This is a genomic window from Ktedonobacteraceae bacterium (assembly GCA_035653615.1).
In the GTDB taxonomy this organism is placed as follows: domain Bacteria; phylum Chloroflexota; class Ktedonobacteria; order Ktedonobacterales; family Ktedonobacteraceae; genus DASRBN01.
This window is the reverse complement of record DASRBN010000021.1, coordinates 20,641-38,628: the sequence shown is the minus strand read 5'-3', so window position 1 is coordinate 38,628 and position 17,988 is coordinate 20,641. Positions and strand designations below refer to the sequence as shown.

15 protein-coding genes are annotated in these 17,988 nt (G+C 53.4%); 2 read left to right on the top strand and 13 right to left on the bottom strand.

Annotated elements, in window-relative coordinates:
- Nucleotides 1-225 precede the first annotated feature (225 nt).
- The 5 genes from VFA09_11370 to VFA09_11350 all read right to left on the bottom strand — a co-directional run bounded on the left by VFA09_11370 (nt 226) and on the right by VFA09_11350 (nt 6,710).
- On the bottom strand, nt 226-3,516 hold the full coding sequence (locus tag VFA09_11370) for a PDZ domain-containing protein (GenBank protein ID HZU67865.1): 3,291 nt from the start codon (nt 3,514-3,516) through the stop codon (nt 226-228).
- Nucleotides 3,517-3,833: 317 nt separating this feature from the next.
- Nucleotides 3,834-5,618 (bottom strand): hypothetical protein, encoded by a 1,785-nt coding sequence (locus VFA09_11365; GenBank protein HZU67864.1) that lies wholly within the window; start codon nt 5,616-5,618, stop codon nt 3,834-3,836.
- Nucleotides 5,619-5,633: 15 nt separating this feature from the next.
- Complete coding sequence (locus tag VFA09_11360; protein ID HZU67863.1) at nt 5,634-6,086, bottom strand: hypothetical protein; 453 nt, start codon at nt 6,084-6,086, stop codon at nt 5,634-5,636.
- A 4-nt stretch (nt 6,087-6,090) separates the two neighbouring features.
- On the bottom strand, nt 6,091-6,450 hold the full coding sequence (locus tag VFA09_11355) for a DUF2089 domain-containing protein (GenBank protein HZU67862.1): 360 nt from the start codon (nt 6,448-6,450) through the stop codon (nt 6,091-6,093).
- 41 nt (nt 6,451-6,491) lie between these two features.
- Complete coding sequence (locus VFA09_11350; GenBank protein ID HZU67861.1) at nt 6,492-6,710, bottom strand: hypothetical protein; 219 nt, start codon at nt 6,708-6,710, stop codon at nt 6,492-6,494.
- A gap of 472 nt (nt 6,711-7,182) precedes the next feature.
- On the opposite strand from VFA09_11350, the gene VFA09_11345 reads away from it, so the two are divergent.
- Nucleotides 7,183-9,570 (top strand): MMPL family transporter, encoded by a 2,388-nt coding sequence (locus VFA09_11345; protein HZU67860.1) that lies wholly within the window; start codon nt 7,183-7,185, stop codon nt 9,568-9,570.
- Between the two features lie 25 nt (nt 9,571-9,595).
- Here VFA09_11345 and VFA09_11340 read toward each other — a convergent pair whose 3' ends face one another.
- The 5 genes from VFA09_11340 to VFA09_11320 form a co-directional block, all read right to left on the bottom strand.
- Nucleotides 9,596-9,913, bottom strand: a complete 318-nt coding sequence (locus VFA09_11340; protein ID HZU67859.1) for a chaperone modulator CbpM — start codon at nt 9,911-9,913, stop codon at nt 9,596-9,598.
- A 25-nt stretch (nt 9,914-9,938) separates the two neighbouring features.
- Nucleotides 9,939-10,928 carry a J domain-containing protein gene (locus tag VFA09_11335; protein ID HZU67858.1) on the bottom strand — a complete coding sequence of 330 codons (990 nt, stop codon included), beginning with the start codon at nt 10,926-10,928 and terminating at the stop codon, nt 9,939-9,941.
- A 148-nt stretch (nt 10,929-11,076) separates the two neighbouring features.
- Nucleotides 11,077-12,960: a molecular chaperone DnaK gene (dnaK, locus tag VFA09_11330; protein ID HZU67857.1), complete on the bottom strand. Its 1,884-nt coding sequence runs from the start codon at nt 12,958-12,960 to the stop codon at nt 11,077-11,079.
- A gap of 207 nt (nt 12,961-13,167) precedes the next feature.
- Complete coding sequence (locus VFA09_11325; GenBank protein ID HZU67856.1) at nt 13,168-13,731, bottom strand: nucleotide exchange factor GrpE; 564 nt, start codon at nt 13,729-13,731, stop codon at nt 13,168-13,170.
- A 268-nt stretch (nt 13,732-13,999) separates the two neighbouring features.
- On the bottom strand, nt 14,000-14,440 hold the full coding sequence (locus VFA09_11320) for a MerR family transcriptional regulator (protein HZU67855.1): 441 nt from the start codon (nt 14,438-14,440) through the stop codon (nt 14,000-14,002).
- A 257-nt stretch (nt 14,441-14,697) separates the two neighbouring features.
- Between VFA09_11320 and VFA09_11315 the strand changes: the two genes are divergently transcribed.
- Nucleotides 14,698-15,213 carry a GNAT family N-acetyltransferase gene (locus tag VFA09_11315; GenBank protein HZU67854.1) on the top strand — a complete coding sequence of 172 codons (516 nt, stop codon included), beginning with the start codon at nt 14,698-14,700 and terminating at the stop codon, nt 15,211-15,213.
- Here the strand turns inward: VFA09_11315 and VFA09_11310 are convergent.
- The 3 genes from VFA09_11310 to VFA09_11300 all read right to left on the bottom strand — a co-directional run bounded on the left by VFA09_11310 (nt 15,187) and on the right by VFA09_11300 (nt 17,971).
- A complete protein-coding gene (locus VFA09_11310; GenBank protein HZU67853.1) occupies nt 15,187-15,807 on the bottom strand; it encodes a histidine phosphatase family protein in 621 nt (206 codons plus the stop codon). The two genes, VFA09_11315 and VFA09_11310, sit on opposite strands and share 27 nt — an antisense overlap.
- A complete protein-coding gene (locus VFA09_11305) occupies nt 15,770-16,912 on the bottom strand; it encodes a mannosyl-3-phosphoglycerate synthase (GenBank protein HZU67852.1) in 1,143 nt (380 codons plus the stop codon). The genes VFA09_11310 and VFA09_11305 overlap by 38 nt, the downstream gene beginning before the upstream one ends.
- Nucleotides 16,913-17,287: 375 nt before the next feature.
- On the bottom strand, nt 17,288-17,971 hold the full coding sequence (locus VFA09_11300) for an HAD family hydrolase (GenBank protein HZU67851.1): 684 nt from the start codon (nt 17,969-17,971) through the stop codon (nt 17,288-17,290).
- Nucleotides 17,972-17,988 lie beyond the last annotated feature (17 nt).

Below are 17,988 nucleotides of genomic sequence, written 5' to 3'. Positions count from 1 at the left end.
CGCTATAACGGGCTCACCCGTGCCGCTCTATTTTCCCTTTACAAGAGGGATTTCTGCGGCAGTCAATCCGAGCGACGTTCAACATCAGGATGCTGCGGGGGCTTCCAGCCTTCTGGCCCACCTTCTCTATCAGGATACTGATGTTTACTCTTCCCAGAGGAGCTTCGTATTCAGTTGCTTGAGTATATTGTACTGAGTTCGGGGTGGAATGTCAATTGATTTTTCTTACCGTACCGCTTTCCTTGGTCGTTCTTCCGGTTCCGGCTCCAAAGCTGGGCGCACTTCGATCTGGTGCAGGGCCTCTTCGATGGCACGCTGGAGTTGTGGATCGACGTTGTGTGCGTAGTCCTGAGGGGAGATATCGACCTCGATGTCGGGATCGGTGCCATAATTTTCGACGTTCCAGCCAACATCTTTGAACCAGAATGCAGCCTCAGGTTGGGTAGTAATGGTACCATCAACCAGCTTATGATGAGGATTGATACCAATGACACCACCCCAGGTACGCTTGCCAATCAATGGACCCAATCCCATCAGCTTGAAACTGTGACTGAAGATGTCGCCGTCCGAACCCGCGTGTTCGTTGGTAAGAGCCACCATCGGGCCACGCGGCGATTCGGCAGGATACGGCTCCGGTTGGCTCCAGCGCGAGAAATCATAGCCAATGCGGCGCCTGGCCAGCTTCTCTAACAAGAGACCGGATACATGACCGCCACGATTCCATCTCACATCGACGAGCAGCGCGGGATAATCATATTCAGTCAGGTAGCTGCGATGAAATTCCGCGTAGCCACTGGGGCCCATATCGGGAATATGCACGTAGCCAACCCGCCCCTGCGAGATCTCGTGAACCAGCGCGCGATTGTGTTCTACCCAGTCGCGATAGCGGGCAGGCGTCTCATCCGATAAAGCCTTGACGGTAATGACACGTGTTTCTTTTGTTTCCGCATCTTCAACAGTGAGTTGTACCTCATTCCCGGCCTGGTTGACCAGCAATACCTGCGGGCTGCGCTTTGCGCTGACACGCTGACCATTGACGGCCACGACAGCATCTCCTTCAGAAACATTCAGACCAGGGCCGGTAAGCGGCGATGTTGCGCGGCTATCGGCAGGGTCGCCCTTGACAATGCGGGCAATGCGATAACGGTCGCTTTCCACGTCATAGTGCCAGTCTACGCCCAGGAATCCCTGATGATACTGCGGACCGTGCCGGTAATCGCCTCCCTGCTCGTAGGCATGGGACGTATTCAGCTCTCCTTGCAGTTCCCAGAAGAGATCGGATAGTTCCGAGCGCGACCCGACCCGATCCAACAATGGGGCATATTGCGCGTAGATGGCATCCCAATCGATGCCCGACATATCTTCAGTCCAGAAGTGTTCGCGCTGCAAGCGCCAGGCCTCGTGGAACATCTGCTTCCACTCCGCCTCCGGTTGAACCGAGACTTTGACACGATGCAGGTCGAGCCAGCCGCTTTCACGACCGGGACGATCATTATTTTCCGTCTTGGGTGGTTTCTCACCCGCCTTCAGCACGCGCAGGCGATGATTGCTGCGATAGAGCAACGTTTTGCCATTGCGCGAGACGGTAAAGTCGTTGACTCCCTCAATGATCGACTCGCTTTTATGCGCTTCGAAGTCATAGCTATCGATATGGCCCTTGATATCGGACCTATCGAGAGATAGATCGAGCGTCCCTTCGACAGCGTGCGATAAGAAGAGCGCTTTCCCCTTTATGCCCAGGATTTTGTCATAGCGGCCCTCCGCTACAGGAAATGGCAAGGCTCGCGAGGTTATTCCTTCGAGATCGACCACTATAGCGGGTGGCTTTGACGATGCTCCATTCTCTTCCTCATCCTGCTCTTCCGAGGTTTCTGCGGCATCGCCTTCCTGCTGCTTATCTCCTGTATTCTCCTGCTCCTTGTCTTTCGCTTTCTCCTTGTCCTTCTCTTTTTCACCGGGGGCCTTCGGCTCGGCAACGAAAGGCGAGCGCAAATCCTTCTGCAACATAATGACATAAGGTTTCACACCGCGCGGGAAGCCGAGGTCGAATTGCAGGTTATCGTAGACCGGGTTGAGGATGCGATAACCCAGGAAGTAGAGGTATTTCCCTTCTGGATCAAAGGCGGGCAAGATATCTTGCAGGACAGGCTCAGTCGCAAAGTGCGTTTCGCCGCTCTCTACATCGCACAACTTAATGGCCGTTTTCTGTGAGGTAAATGGGAAACCATACGCGAGCCAGCGTCCATCCGGTGACCATGAGATGCCTTGAATCTTGCCGTAATCGCTACGGTCAAGCACACGAGCAGCTTCTGCCTCGAGATCGACGACAAGCACTTCATTGCGATGATTGGTAATGGCAACGACATCGTCTGTTGGCGAAACGGCCAGATGCACGACGCGCCCAAACTCAATATCGTTGAGCAACGTTGGTTCACCGGCTCCCTGCGGATCGAAGACGACCAGGCTTTCGCGCCCCGTTGCGTCATTGACTGCCACCAGGCGCTTGCCATCATTGAGCCATTCAAGTTTGCGATAACGCACGCCGTCGGGTTCGCCAAGCTGCACTACCGGTCCCTCCCAGTTGCCCAGGGTAAAGGCCTTTCCGCGCGTGGTAAGGGCTACAGCATAGCCTTGAGGATGCAGGGCGTAGCTATCCAGATAGCTGCTAGCGGGCACGAATTTGCGATTGCGCTGCGTGCGTATGCTGGGCAATTCGGCATTCAGACGACGTGTAGTATTTTCTGCTGGGTCAAAAAGATACAAATCAGCGCCCGCTTGATAGACCAGCCGCTGCCCATCGCTCGAGAGATGACGCGCGTAGAAATCCTGGTGATCGGTATGGCGGCGCAAGTCCTCACCGCGAGGAGTACAGGAATAGACGTTGCCGACGCCTTCGTGATCGGAGATAAAGTAGATACGCCCGCCTACCCAGCAGGGATCGGCAACATTGCCATCGAGATTGAGCAGGCGTTGGAATGTACCACTACCATTAATATCGCACCAGAGATGCCCAACCCTACCACCGCGATAGCGTTTCTGATAGGACATTTCACGCACATTGATATTGCGGCCAATCACGACACCCCCATCTGGGCCAAATGAGATGGCATTTGCCAGGCCATAAGGGAGCTCTCGCGGCTGCCCACCGTCCGGGCTGATGGCGTAGATGACCTCAAAACGCTCGGCAAACTGACCGGCATTGCTGGCATAAAGAATCTCTTTGCCTTCAGGCGACCAGCCTAATACGCGGCAGGAAGCGTCCTGAAAGGTCAGACGGCGCGCATCTCCCCCATCGGCAGGCATGATATAGACTTCGCCCGGCCCCTCTTCATGGCCGACAAAAGCGATCTGAGTTCCATCCGGTGAAAAACGGGGGAAACTCACTTCGCCCACACCTGCTGTCAGGCGTTCGGCTCGCCCGCCCTCGCTCGACAACAACCATAGATCATCCTCAGAAACAAACACGATGCGATCCTGGTGAATAGCAGGGAATCGCACATATCCTTGAGATGGCATATTTTCTCCTTTTATATGAAAATTCGTGGATATGTATGCATTTGCATAAACAGATAACTCGGCACCAGGAAATCTGTTGTGTTATGCACATATTAGATATGTTATATCACAATTGTACGTCATCTGCTTTGATTTTAGCCGAAAAGCTCATATTTCAAGTGATGGGAAGAAGGCTACAAGATTATCCCCCCATGTACAGGGGCACAAGCCTTCCCCGCCACCACAGCCACATCACTGATACGATAATCACCGATGGCCAGAGAAGCCTGGCAAACCATGCGGTTTACCAGGCTTCTCTGGCCATCGGTAATCAGGCTCTAACCCAGCCCTTCGAGCAATAGATCTCCCTCTTCTGGCGAGATGCGCCCTTCGGCGATCATGCGCAGAATGGCTTCGCGTTCCTGCTCCAGATTCGGCTCGTCTGTATCCGATGCGCCTTGCGCGCCACCGTTACTCTGCTGGGCCGGTCCCTCACCTTGAGACCCAAAGTTAGCCTGCCCGGTCATCGGATTTACCGGTGGGACTGGCGGCACCGGGGAAACCGGTGGAACCGGCGGGACTGGCGGCACGTTCAAGCCCGAAGGCGGAGTTGGTGGCTTTGGTGAGTTGGGGATACGCAAATTGCTTACAGCCCGTTCCACGGCCTCCAACGCTCCAGATACGCCCTCGGTCGCGGCTTTGCGAGCCTGTTCCTTGAGCCGCTCCAGCCGTTCAGGATCGAGCTGCCATTCGCGATCATTGACACGTACTCGCACGCGAGCCGCGCGCTCGTTGGCATGGCGGGCCCGTCTCTCAGCATCGCGCGCTTTTTCCTCGGCCTTACGCTGCGCGCGGCGCACGCGCTCCTCAACCTTGCGCGAAATCTCGTCGCCCCAGTTGGGACCTTTCGACCAGTTGATACCACTGAACGCAGAAGCCAGTTCGCGCCCTAAATCCTGGCCGAGCTTTCCCATCTCAAGCCCCAGTTGGGCCATTTCGTTGCCAAAATCACCCCATGAACTGCTCATACTACTGCTGCGCGGTTTTCCGTTGCCGTGCAAATCCAGGTCACCACCAACACTTACTTCAAGCCTGGCCGCGCCTTCACCATAGACCAGGTTGATCAGGTTGCCATGACCGCTAGAGGAGATAGATTGTCCTGATACGTCGCCACCAACCGCGGCCTGAATGCTCAGGTTGGGATTATCCGGCAACCGGATACTGGCATCGCCGCCAACATTCAAGCGCGTATGGCTGCTGGCAGGGAATGCCGCCTCCAGGGACAGGTCACCGCCGATGCTGCCCACCTCGATAGCCCCCTGTATTCTCTCTAAATCCGCATCGCCGCCGATACTACCGACCTGTAAGTTTCCACCGACCCCATCAAAGTTGCCATCGCCTCCTATGTTACCGACTTCAACGGCACCCTGGATATCCTGTAGTTCGCAATCGCCTCCGACACTCCCCAATTGGATGCTGGCCGCGCCTTCGACCTGTACATCCCCGCCGATATTGCCAAATGTAAGCTCAGCATCAACACTCTGCTCAACTTTGCAATCGCCTCCGATAGTGCCGCAACTCAGGGCGTGCGAGATATCCTCTACATCCAGATCTCCACCAACGGTACCAATAACGACGGTTTCGGCATTGGTAAGCGCCAGGTCAGCACCAACGGCCTCGATTTCAATGATCGCCACGTCTTTGAGTACCGCGTCTGCGCCAATGCCGCCACGAGAGCGCAGCGCAGGCGCATTCTTTACACTTACATCGGCGGCAAGATTCGTTAATGCGACGGCTTCACGAGCCAATTCTGCGTTTACCCCGATGTCTTCCAGCACCACATCGCCGTTGATATCCTCCAACTCGACACGACGTACCTGTGTGATCGAAACATCTCCATCCTGGCTCGTCACTCGAATTTCTGTATTGAAAGGCACCATCAAGTTAATATCGCTATCACAGTCGATGACCATCAGCGTATCACCTTCCTGGTGCAGGTCGCTCACGCGCCCATCGGTTTCGATCTTGATGGACTGCCCATCCCAGCCGCGCACGCTCAAGTCGCCGTTTGCCTGCGCAATAATCACTCGTGGTTCATCGCCGGTAGGAAAAGTCTGCTGCATCGTTTTCTCCTTCGTTTATCGCTCGACAAAAATTTCTACACGTTTGCCTTCTTCCAGGTCTTGCAAATCCAGCAGGCGACCTGTGGCACCACTCTCGATGGTGCGCAATAAGTCTTCTATAGTGTTGTTATTCAATTGCGGCACAAGGCGCCCCAGCAGGTGCAGGCACGCGCCGATCAGGTTGATTGGCAGAGTCGCGGTCATATTGTATTTTTTGCGCCTGGTCGTCATATCGGACATCCAGATACGTAGCGTGCGGTTCGAGTTGCGCTCCCCCGCTCGCTCGCGTTGGGATTGCAGCGCATCCAGTAGTTGCGCGGCTTCCACTGCCGAAATTTGTCCAGATTCGACCATCATCAGAATGCGATTGCGCTCCGAGGTTGACCCTGACAGTGTACTACCTGCATACAGATCCAATCTGTAAAAACCTCCCGGCGTATCGCCGCGCTCATCGCCAGCAGTGATCATGATATTAACCTCTCAGCAAGCGCATAGCTTCCTCTACACTGATCTCTTTGGAAGCGAGGCGGTCCAGAATTAAGCGACGGTCAACGCGGCCATTGCTCTCCGGCGTTCCACCCAACGCGGTCACGATCTCGTCTAGACGACTGCGCGCGGTATTATAGGCGATATCCAGGTCCGCGGCCAGTTTCTGGATGTTTCCGCGATTCTTCACCAGCAACTCGACAAAATCAAGTTGCTCGCGGCTCAAACGACCGATCCAACCCAGGCTGAATTGCCCCTCGATCACAATGCCGCTCTGGGGACATTCCAGGCGGGTCACAATCAATTCGTTGCCACTCACCGGGTCGCGTGTAATAATAGGATGCATGCTACATTCCTCCTAAATCCATCTTCATGTTCTTGGTTCGCTCATCTTCCCAGATCATAAGCCACCGTCTCACTGCGCCGGTCAAGCTTCTCTAATCTGGTGCCCAGGGTTACGAGTAGAACGCCCAACCGACCGGCCGCTCGACGAGCCATAAGATGATGGGGAAGGCATGCCAGCAAATGCTGCTGTTCGCTCTCATGCTGTATCCCTTGACGATGCTCAACCGCCAATCTATCATAATGGTTGACATTAAAATTCATTGCCTTGCCTCCTGGCTTGTTATGTCAAAGACCGGTCTTCTTGACGTTTCTCTTCGATTGCCTGGCAATTATCGTTAACTCTATGCAGATATTAACATGGATTGGTGAAATTGTCAATATATTTGGCAATAAAAATCAGATACTTGGCAAGAATTTGCAAATATCTGATAAAGGGCTGGATGGAAGAGCATAGCATAATTTTCCTACAAAAACTTTTTTTCTCGCTTTCATTGTAAGCCCACTGTATACCAAAAAGACCATTAAAGCGGGGCTTCTTGAGGGTTTACACATCTGGATTGATCTATCACAGCAATTCAAGGCCCTACCAAATCATATGAAATTGATAGTATACTATGAAACAGTACATATCAAAACATAAGCAATAGCACGATAAAACATCTTGACTGTTGCGCATACAATAGTGCCGGGCCAGGATGTTTCTGGTTCGCTTTCAGTTAAGGGGTTGTGTTCCATGCAGATACGAGAAGAATCAAAAAACGATCAAGTACATATAGTTGAGGCGAAGCGTTTAGAACAGAATCAGGGGGAAGCCAATGCAGGCGTTGAAAAGCACTGGCTGTACCGGCTGGGGCTTGCTTACGGCCGGCAGGTGCATCGCTTTCGCTGGTTCATCCTGGTATTCTGGGTTGTCGCGCTCGCCGTCAGCATTCCATTCGTGACGAAGGTGGGGTCTGTCCTGCAAAGCGGGGGATATTCTTATAGCGGCAGTGAAGCGGGGCATGTCAGTAGCATTATTTCCAGCAAATTACGTCCGACGCCCACACAGCTACTGGTAGTCTTCCAATCAGATCAGACGAGCGTTAATGCCGCGAATTACCGGCAAGAGGTACAAAATTTCACCAGTAAGGTTCGCGCTTTTCCGTATGTTTCCGGCGTTGTCGAGAGCGGGCCGGGTCAGGATGGCCGCACACTGTTTGTCACGGTCAGTTTCAGCGTAAATTCGAGCGCTGTGAAGGATCAGCTTGATGATTTCCAGAAGCTAGTGTCCGCTGAGGCTTCCGCCGGTCCTGCACATGCCTACGTTACCGGTGATCCGGCCATCAGCAGAGATTTTTCGCATATCACTCAATCGGATACCGAGCATGCCGAGTTCTTCGCGCTGCCGATTGCATTGCTGGTACTGCTGGTGGTTTTTGGCACGCTGCTTGCCGCTCTAACGCCGTTAATGCTGGCCATGGTCGCGGTACCGATAGCTCTTGCTCTGATCTACGCCATTGCGCTGCATACTAACATGAGTATCTTCGTGCTGAATGTGGCATCGGTGGTAGGACTTGGTATCTCCATCGACTACAGCCTTTTCATGACGCGGCGTTTCCGTGATGAGCTAGCCAACGGGCGCACTGTGCGCGAAGCAGTGGCATGGACAATCGCAACCTCGGGAGAAGCCATTCTCTTCAGCGGCCTGATCGTAATGATCGGCTTCTGTGGCCTGCTGCTGATCGGTATTCCTTTTATGACTTCCTTTGGCGTAGGTGGCGCGGTTGTCGTGGCAACATCCGTACTGGCGGCCCTCACGTTGTTACCGTCCCTGCTAAGCGTGCTTGGCTATCGCATCAACACCTTGCGCGTGCCTCTCCTGAGCCGCTTCACGATGGACGCGCGGCATAGCACTTCGGCGCAAGTCGAGCAACCGGTAGAGGAAAGCCAGGGTTTCTGGCAAAAATGGGCGATGGCGGTCATGCGCCGTCCCGTGCTGATTATCCTGATAGTGACTGCTATTCTCATCGGTCTCGGCTGGCCCATCTTTTCTCTCAACCTCGGCACTCCCGATGTCACGGCGCTACCAACAAGCGCGGCATCGCGCCAGGGTCTCGAAATACTGAATGCCGAGTTCCCGCAGACGAAAGAGAATATCATCTCGATCATCGCGCAGGCGCCCGACGGATCGAGTATATTGACGGCCAGTAACCTGGCGAAGGTTGATGCTTTATCAAACTGGATTGCCCGCCAGCCACACATAACGAGCGTTGTCAGCCTGACGCACCTGCCAGTCTCTAACGGCGGTCCAGCGCTAACGGGGCAGCAACTGAGTGCGCTCTATAGCAGTGGTGCCTACAAGGAGAATCCCGCGCTCGCTCAGCTCGTCTCAGCGACAACCAGTGGTAATATCACGCTCATCACCGCCAGCGCCAATACAGTTGTGGATAGCAGCGCGGGCAAGGCGCTGATTGTCAACCTGCGCGCGGGTGATAAAGCCGCCGGGCAAGGGCTGGCCGTCCTCGTGGGCGGCGACCAGGCGGATAGCCTGGATTTCAACAATTACCTCTATGGTAACTTCCCTCGCGCTATCCTGTTCATCCTGGCCAGCACCTATATCCTGCTGATGTTGATGTTCCGCTCACTATTGCTGCCGCTCAAGGCCATTTTGATGAATGTGCTCTCTTTGAGCGCCTGCTACGGAGTACTGGTCTTCATTTTCCAGTGGGGCAACTTCAGCAACGTTCTGAACTTCACGTCTGAAGGCTCCCTGGACAGCACCATCCCTATCCTGCTATTCTGCATTCTCTTCGGCCTCTCAATGGACTACGAAGTCTTTTTGCTGAGCCGTGTCTACGAAGAATGGCTGCGCACGCATGATAATCGCCAGGCGGTAGCGCGTGGCCTGGAAAAGACCGGGGGTGTGATTACGAATGCCGCGCTGCTCTTCGTCATCGTCGCAGGCGCGTTCATTTTCACCTCCATCCTGCTGATCAAAGAGATGGGCGTGGGTATGACGGTGGCCGTCGTGGTCGATGCAGCCATTATCCGCATGCTGCTCGTTCCGGCTACCATGCGCCTGCTGGGACGCTGGAACTGGTGGTTGCCGGGCAGACCATTGCCGGCGAAGCCCAAAGGTTAGATTGAAGTGTAGGTTGCTAGACAACTCACTTTCTTCTATACTCCTCGAGCTCCCGCTGCAACTCCTCCAGCCGCCTGCTCAACTCCAGAATCACTTCGGCTCCTGCCAGGTTGACGCCGAGGTCGCGGCGGAGACGCCGGATGCGGCGCAGGCGCTGCACATCCTCTTCGCTGTAGCGGCGCTCGCCTTCGACGGTCAGGATACCTTCGACCAGGCCAACAGCTTGCAGGCGACGGATTACTTGAATCTCCAGGTGGGCATACCTGGCAGTCTCCTCTTCAGTGTAGAGAGTCGTGGGTCGAGCCGCCTGTATCACAATACGGGTATATCGATGTTCGTTCATAGCTACCTCTCTCCTTACTCTCTACCTAAACGGTCGCCCGCTCGCTATAGCCGGTTGCGCGGGCAAACGCCTCAAAGAGCTTGCGCTGCTCGGCATTCAAATGCGTGGGCAGAACCACCGCCACTTCCGTGTAGAGGTCGCCACGATTATCGGGTTGCCCCAAATGCGGCATACCTTTCCCACGGATACGGATCGACTTGCCATTCTGCGTTCCTTCTGGAATACGCAGCATCAACCGCTTGCCATCGGGAAGTTCGACCGGAGCCTCGCCGCCCAGCATTGCCACTGCCAGGGGTACCTCGACCCGCGTGCGCAAGGTTGTGCCTTCACGGGTGAAATGTGGATCTGGCAGCACTTCCATAACCAGGTAGAGATCTCCTCGCCCGGCAGTGCCTTGAGTTCCCTGGCCGGCGATACGGATACGCGAACCGGTATCCACGCCAGCCGGAATCTTCACTTCTATGCGCTTGCTCGTGCCATCAGACTGCGTCAGTTCGAACACGCGCGTCACACCGTTATAGGCTTCTGCCAGCGTCACCTCTACCTGCGACTCCACATCGCGCCCTACCGTTGCGCGCTGCTGAGCGCGTCCTGCCGTGCCTGTGCGACCTCCCACACCACCTCTAGCAAAACCTCCGCCTCCAAAGAGTTGCTCAAAGAAGTCAGAGAAAGGTGACTGTCCGCCGAAAAGATCATTCAGATCCTCTTCGTTCATGGTACGATACTGGTACGTGCCTCCACCCTCCGCTCCTGGGAAGCCACCGGCGCCAGGCATACGCCCATATTGCTGGTAGTAATTGCTTATCTCATCATACTTCTTGCGCTTCTCTGGATCGGAAAGGACCTCGTTCGCCTCGTTGATTTCCTTAAATTTCTCTTCTGCCGCTTTATCACCGGGGTTTACATCAGGATGGTATTTGCGCGCCAGCTTGCGATAGGCCTGCCGGATTTCCTTTTCGGTTGCATCCTTTTTGACGCCCAATATTTTGTAATAATCTTTATAATCAACGGCCATACGCGCTCCTCCCTAAAAATGATCTGCTATTATCGAGTTCAATAAAATAAGATAATGGCGAACGAGATTAATTTCGTAATGCATATACCAACTATCGGTTACAGGGTCGTTGGCTCTGTAACCGATAGTTGGTACATGCATTAGCAACTTAGACCTCGCGGTACTCGCCTTCAACGGTGCCGCTATCGTCTGGGCCTTGCGGTCCCGGATTCGTGCCGGCTCCGGCTCCTGCCTGGCTGTAGATGTCTGTGCCGATACGCTGCATCGTGCGCTCCAGGTCTTCCATTGCGGTGCGAACGCGCGGCATGTCGTTGCTCTTCAGAGCATCGCGAACGGCGTTGATCTTGTCCTGAGCCTCGCTGCGGGCGCTGGGAGAAACCTTATCGCCCAGATCGTTCAGTGTGCGCTCAGACTGGTATGCCATGCTGTCGGCGCGGTTGCGCAGCTCGATCTCTTCCTTGCGCTGGCGGTCTTCCTGAGCATGCATCTCAGCATCGCGCACCATGCGATCGATCTCCTCTTTCGTGAGACCGCTGGAAGCTGTGATGGTGATCTTCTGCTCGCGCCCGGTCGCCTTATCGCGCGCCGTGACATTGAGGATACCATTGGCATCGATATCGAATGTTACCTCAATCTGAGGAACGCCACGCGGCGCAGGCGCAATACCCTCCAGGCGGAAATGACCAAGGCTCTTGTTGTCGCGTGCTAGTTCGCGCTCGCCCTGCAAGACATGTATCTCCACCGCCGGCTGGTTGTCTTCCGCCGTGCTGAAGACCTCGCTCTTACGGGTTGGGATGGTCGTGTTGCGCTCGATCAGTTTGGTCATTACACCACCGAGGGTCTCAACACCCAGGGACAGCGGAGTGACATCGAGCAGCAGTACGTCTTTGACCTCGCCTTTCAGCACACCGGCTTGAATAGCCGCGCCGATAGCCACGACCTCATCAGGATTGACGCCCTTATGCGGCTCCTTGCCGAAGATCTTGCGCACCAGGTCTACGACGGCGGGCATGCGGGTCTGTCCGCCTACCAGCACCACTTCGTTGACATCGGATGCACGAATGCCTGCATCCTCCAGGGCCTTCATGACCGGGCCACGCGTGCGCTCGATCAGGTCACCCACCAGCTGCTCCAGCTTCGAACGGGTCAGGGTCAGCAGCAGGTGCTTGGGACCGCTGGCATCAGCCGTAATGAACGGCAGGTTGATCTCTGTTTGCATCGAAGAAGAAAGCTCGATCTTGGCCCTTTCAGCAGCTTCCTTCAAGCGCTGCAACGCCATGCGGTCGTTGCGCAGGTCAATCCCCTGTTCTTTGCGGAACTCGTCGGCCATCCAGTCGATAATACGCTGATCGAAATCATCGCCACCAAGGTGCGTATCGCCATTGGTCGCCTTGACTTCAAAGACGCCTTCGCCTAACTGCAAGATGGAGATATCGAACGTACCACCACCAAGGTCATAGACGGCGATAGTCTCATCCTTTTTCTTATCCAATCCGTATGCCAGGGAAGCGGCCGTTGGCTCGTTGATGATACGCAACACTTCCAATCCGGCAATCTTTCCTGCATCTTTGGTCGCCTGCCGCTGCGTATCATTAAAGTAGGCAGGAACGGTAATCACTGCCTGGGTAATGCGCTCGCCAAGTTTGGCCTCTGCGTCGGTCTTCAGCTTTTGCAGGATCATCGCTGAAATTTCTGGCGGGCTATACTCGCGCCCTCCCATGATGACCCGCGCATCGCCATTCGAGGCACGAGTGATCTTGTAAGGCACGCTTTTCATCGTGCGCTGTACCTCAGGATCATCGAATTTCCGACCCATCAGGCGCTTGATCGAATAAATGGTGTTCTCAGGGTTGGTAACCGCTTGCCGCTTCGCCACCTGCCCTACCAGTCGCTCACCGCCCTTGGTCATGGCTACGACAGAAGGAGTGAGACGCGATCCCTCGCTGTTCTCGAGGACGGTAGGCTCACCTGCCTCCATGACCGCCACAACTGAGTTCGTTGTTCCCAGGTCTATGCCAATTACTTTGGCCATATATGTTTCGCCTCCTTGATATAAGAGCTACTGGGAACCACCGGTGAACGAACGCTTTTCTCTTCCGCATCCTTCTCACCCTGGCCCCAGATCAAAACCCCTATATTTTCCTATTTCACATTTTATGTTAGATGAACTAACGTTTTCTGTTAATGATAACCAGAGAGGTCTCTGTAATATTCCCGTTCGGAGATGATCTTGAATGGTTTAGACAGAACCGGCAACGGCAACCTGTGCCGGGCGAATAACACGATCTCCCAGTACATAACCTGGTCGGAACACTTGCAGAATAGTTCCTTCCGGTACATCCGAACGTGCCTCTCGCGATACTGCTTCATGCCAGCGCGGATCGAATTTCTCGCCGGGTTGACCGATTTGCCGCACGCCCATTTGCTCAAGCACGCTCATCAGTCGCTTGGCAACGAGAAGGATGCCCTGCACCCAGGAATTATCCCGGAGCTCCGGCGGAGCCGCCTGTAACGCCCTTCCAAGATCATCCAATATGGGAAGAATTTGAGACAGAACGGCTGCCTGAGCAACGATGCGCGATTCATTTTGTTCCTGGCCTGTGCGCCGCTTATAGTTAATGAAATCTGCCTGCGTGCGCCGCAGCATATCCAGGTATTCTTCTGATTTGGCCTGCTCTGCCACAAGCGCCGTCTTCAACTCAGCTGTCATCTCTGCATCATTTTGATGAGATTGTTCGTCTTGTCCGCCCCCCGTTGCCTGCTGAGGAGCAACGGTAGTCCGATCTTCCTGGTCAAACTGCATACTCTATTTCCTTTCACATGACTTCATAGCAAACAGCGCTATGAAAACCTCTGCCACGTCTCACTCCCATCTTTTCTTTACATCATTATCGTACATCATTTAACGTATTTCGTCAAGTAAAATAACAAATTCTAACACATCTTTAACAATTCAACAGGTCAAGGAGAGATACGACCGGAAATCGCACCTCAAAGTGAAGAGGTTCGTCCTGATTGCGACTACAGAAAAGCCCTGGTACGCCGGTTTTGCATAGAAGTCAAAAAATTGCTCACTCTTCCACCTCAGCATGCACATCAACGCTCTGGCTGCTCATTTCAATTGTCTCAGAATCCATATCGATGCTCTGGCTACTCATCTCGATGCGCACCCTCTCCTCCTCATAGCGATGCAAGGCTTCGCGCATCTCTTTGATCTCTTGTTGCAGAATAGTGACATCTTTGCGAATCTGGATAATATGACGTATACCTATCGCATTCACGCCCTGTTCAGAAAGCTCGGCGATCTCTTCGAGGATGGCTATATCCTGATCTGAATACAGGCGGTTCTTACCCGACTGGCGAGCCGGTTCCAGCAAACCTGCTTCCTCGTAGCGCCGTAGCACCTGAGGGGGCAATCCTAACAGCTGGGAGACCACGCCAATCGTATATTTTGGCAAGGTCGGGCTATTACCATTCACCCCCTGCGTGTCAGGCCTTGGACGCCTTTTCATGCTGAACTTCCTTTCTTACCCCTGGTTTACATATACCCTCAGCCACTACCGAAGATACTTCTACTGACGGGTTTGTCTATAAGATACAATATCTTACAATTTTTGTCAAGTAATAAGATGATAAATGGTAAGTTTATATGAGAATAATCTGGTAGATCAAAGCACCGTTGCAAAACTACTATATTCTGCTATCCATCGGTTATAATGGGATGCAGCGGGAATTGCTTTCCCGCGTTACAGACAGAAAGAGAAGAGCGATGCCCTTTCTTGCGCTCCCGTCAGAGAGATACAAAGAAAGCTATATCCAGGCCCTGCTTGAATTTCAGGCCGAGGGCAGGAATCTCAATATAGATGCGGAAAACTTGAACGAGAACTTCGGCAGTTTCGTCCAGGCAGTTCTGTCGCGTACTGACCGCTCCAAATTACCATCAGAATGGGTTCCATCCTCCGATTTCTGGCTCATTGAGAATGACGAGTATATCGGGCGGCTATCAGTCCGGCACGAGCTGAACGACCGCCTGATGAAGGTGGGTGGTCATATCGGCTATGAGATACGCCCATCCAAAAGGAGACGTGGTTACGGTAGTCAGATATTGAAACTTGGACTTCAGAAAGCCAAAGAACTCGGACTATACAGAGTACTGCTGACGTGCGACGAGAACAACATTGGATCAAAGAAGATCATCGAAAAGAACGGCGGCCAGTTCGAGAATGCCATCAAAAGCGATGACTCACCGGTAAAGAAGCTAAGATACTGGATTGACATCCCTTAAATGGGCCGTGTCATTACAATATTTAAGTATCGCGAGCTGATCATCGAGCTTGAGTTCAGTGATTGAAGCATTCGCGAACCGAAACTGGTTGCGGCGTCTCAGTTCCATTCCCAGCAGGTGACAGAGCAGCACCCCTAGTGTCCCACCATGCGTCACCCATAGCACAGTTCCTTTCGGGTATTGTGCTTGCCAGCGTTCGAGCGCGCGTAATATGCGGTCGCGCACCTGGGCGCCGGTCTCTCCTCCTGGAGGAGCGGTATGTTCCGGGTCGTTCCGCCAGCGATCTAACAGGGCCGCGTCACGGGCTTTGACCTCGGCGTATGGCACCTCTTCCCAGGCGCCGAGGGAAAACTCGCGCAGGTCGGCATCCTCCCATACGGAAAGCCCATGATAATCGGCAACAGCCTGCGCCGTGGCAAGTGAGCGGCGCAGGTCAGAGGAAACAATCGCATCAAATGTCTCTGCAGCCAGGCGCGCAGCAAGCAACTTTGCCTGCTGCAGGCCTGAGACGCTGAGTTCAACATCTGATTGCCCGGTATAGCGCGCCTCGATATTATTAGGCGTCGCTCCATGACGGACTAACAGCAGCCGCAATTTCGTACTCTCCAGTTTCTACTTCGTCGAATAGTCTGTATGCATCCACAAATGCCTCGTTACCCATCAGGCTCAGGCTATCTAAAGACGGATAGATCAGGGGACAGGCCACATCGAGGTTCAGTTCATCGATCAGGCGATTTATCCGATCCTCGACACTTTGTGGGAGATAGTGGCGGAATACGAAGAAACTGCCCAGGCTAACGGCGATCATTTTGCGAATATGCTCGTCCTCTTTTTTGGTATGAAAATGAGGACTCCTGGATTGGTACTGCTGGTAGATTGTGCTTCCAGGCAGGTCTTTCAGGGTTGCAGCCTTGAGTAAGAAATCAAGCAACTGAAATGTTTCTACCGAAAAGCCTGAAGAGAAGCGTAAAGCTCTGGCCGTTGTCATCGTCATACCTTGCTCGCCGGCATTCGATGAGCTGACCACGTAGTTGCGCACGCCCAGCCAGTGTTCTAATACGTCGTGAAAGAGAGGAGAAATAACCCGCGTACAGCGACCTAACACGTTTTGTTCCAGTTTCCCGCCGGTAAGAGAGGGCTTGGATGACCAGCAGATGCGCACATTATGCAAAAAGGCAGGTACGCCGCTTTCAAATGAGGAGAATGTTGGACGCGCCGCGAGGAATAATCTTCCCATGGCGAGCGTATATTCAAGCAGCGCGCATGGTACGATGTTATCCGCATCGTAAAAGACGATCCACTCAGGATATCCCAAAAGCGTCGCAAAAAGCGTACCGATATACATACCCTCGCCCTTGCCATCAAGCACTTTCCCATCATGGCCAAGGATATGTGTGACTCCAGAGAGCTCCAATAATCGCGCCACATGTTCATCTTTTTGATGCACCAGGAAGATGTTCTTATGACCGACTAAATGATCCTGAATGCCGCATTTGATACCCGGCAGTTGTTCTTCAGGGCAGTTCGTCACCACAATTACCGGACTATCACCCGGCAAATACCACAGGACTCCCAATAACGTCTCGAGGCTTTCCGTCTTATGTGAAACAACAAAAGCTGTATGGGACAAAAAATAAGCTACATCATGCAGCTTATCTTTTTCCAGGATATGTGAAAACCTGACCGTGTCAAAATGCATGGCGCTTTCCCTTTCCCAAGAGAAAAAATAACTTGTAGAGGCAACCATCATAGTCGCCTGTAGTTGCCTGGCTTGCCAGTCCGATCCCCCAGGAACATAAACGCTACAAATAAACGAAAAATCTCGCTGTGTTCCAGGCCCATACAGAGCTATTTACCACGAACAACTGCCATTTCATTTGTAGCATATGCCGCGCGCCGTTAAGCATATAGAGGTTAAGCGTTAGTTGAAAGTACTAGTTCTTAGTTATGATTTCTTAACCGGATGTGTTCCTGGCATAGTATAAACGTCCTATCTTGACCGGTAGACAGAACGATCCCGGTCATTCTGAACGCAGTGAAGAATCCGCGTGCCGCCAGAGATTCTTCACTGCGCTCAGAATGACCGGCCCGACGAGGAATCTCCGAGGGGCGAAGTGTCGTAGTGTTCTAGCAAATCGGCAGGATCATTGTAAATAGCAAGTGCGCCTTTAAGGTCGCGATCAGACCAGCCGCCACAACGCAGGGCGATGGTGCCGATGCCAGCTCTGCCCGCCGCTTCAATATCGTAAACCGTATCGCCGAGCATAAGAACCTGGTCAGCAGGCAGGCCGATGCGTTGAAGCGTCACCTGGATAATATCGGGGTTCGGTTTGGATTGGCTGGCGTCGCTGGCGGAAGTTTCTTCTTGCACGAGGTCAGCGGCACCCACCACCTGCAACAGGGGTTTCAATTCATCCATTTTAGCGGAACTGGCGACTGCAAGCTTGAGACCTTTTTCGCGCATATGCTGTAGCAAATCTCTGGCGCCGGGCGCGGCTTGCAGCGTTGGAAGATATTTTTGTTTGAAGATTTCCGCGCGTCTTGCATCGATCTTTATGCCGTCTTCACTATTTTTTTGCAGCCCGGTTGTCTCAGGCAAGACTTTGTCGCCACCCATACCGACTAATGGGCCTATTCTTTCGACGGAAACATAATATCCGAAATCGGCCATGGCCTCCACCCAGGATTTTGCCTGCGCTTCATTGCTTAAGACCAGCGTGCCATCAACATCAAGAATAACGCCGCGTATATTGGACACTCTCGTTCTCTCCTCAT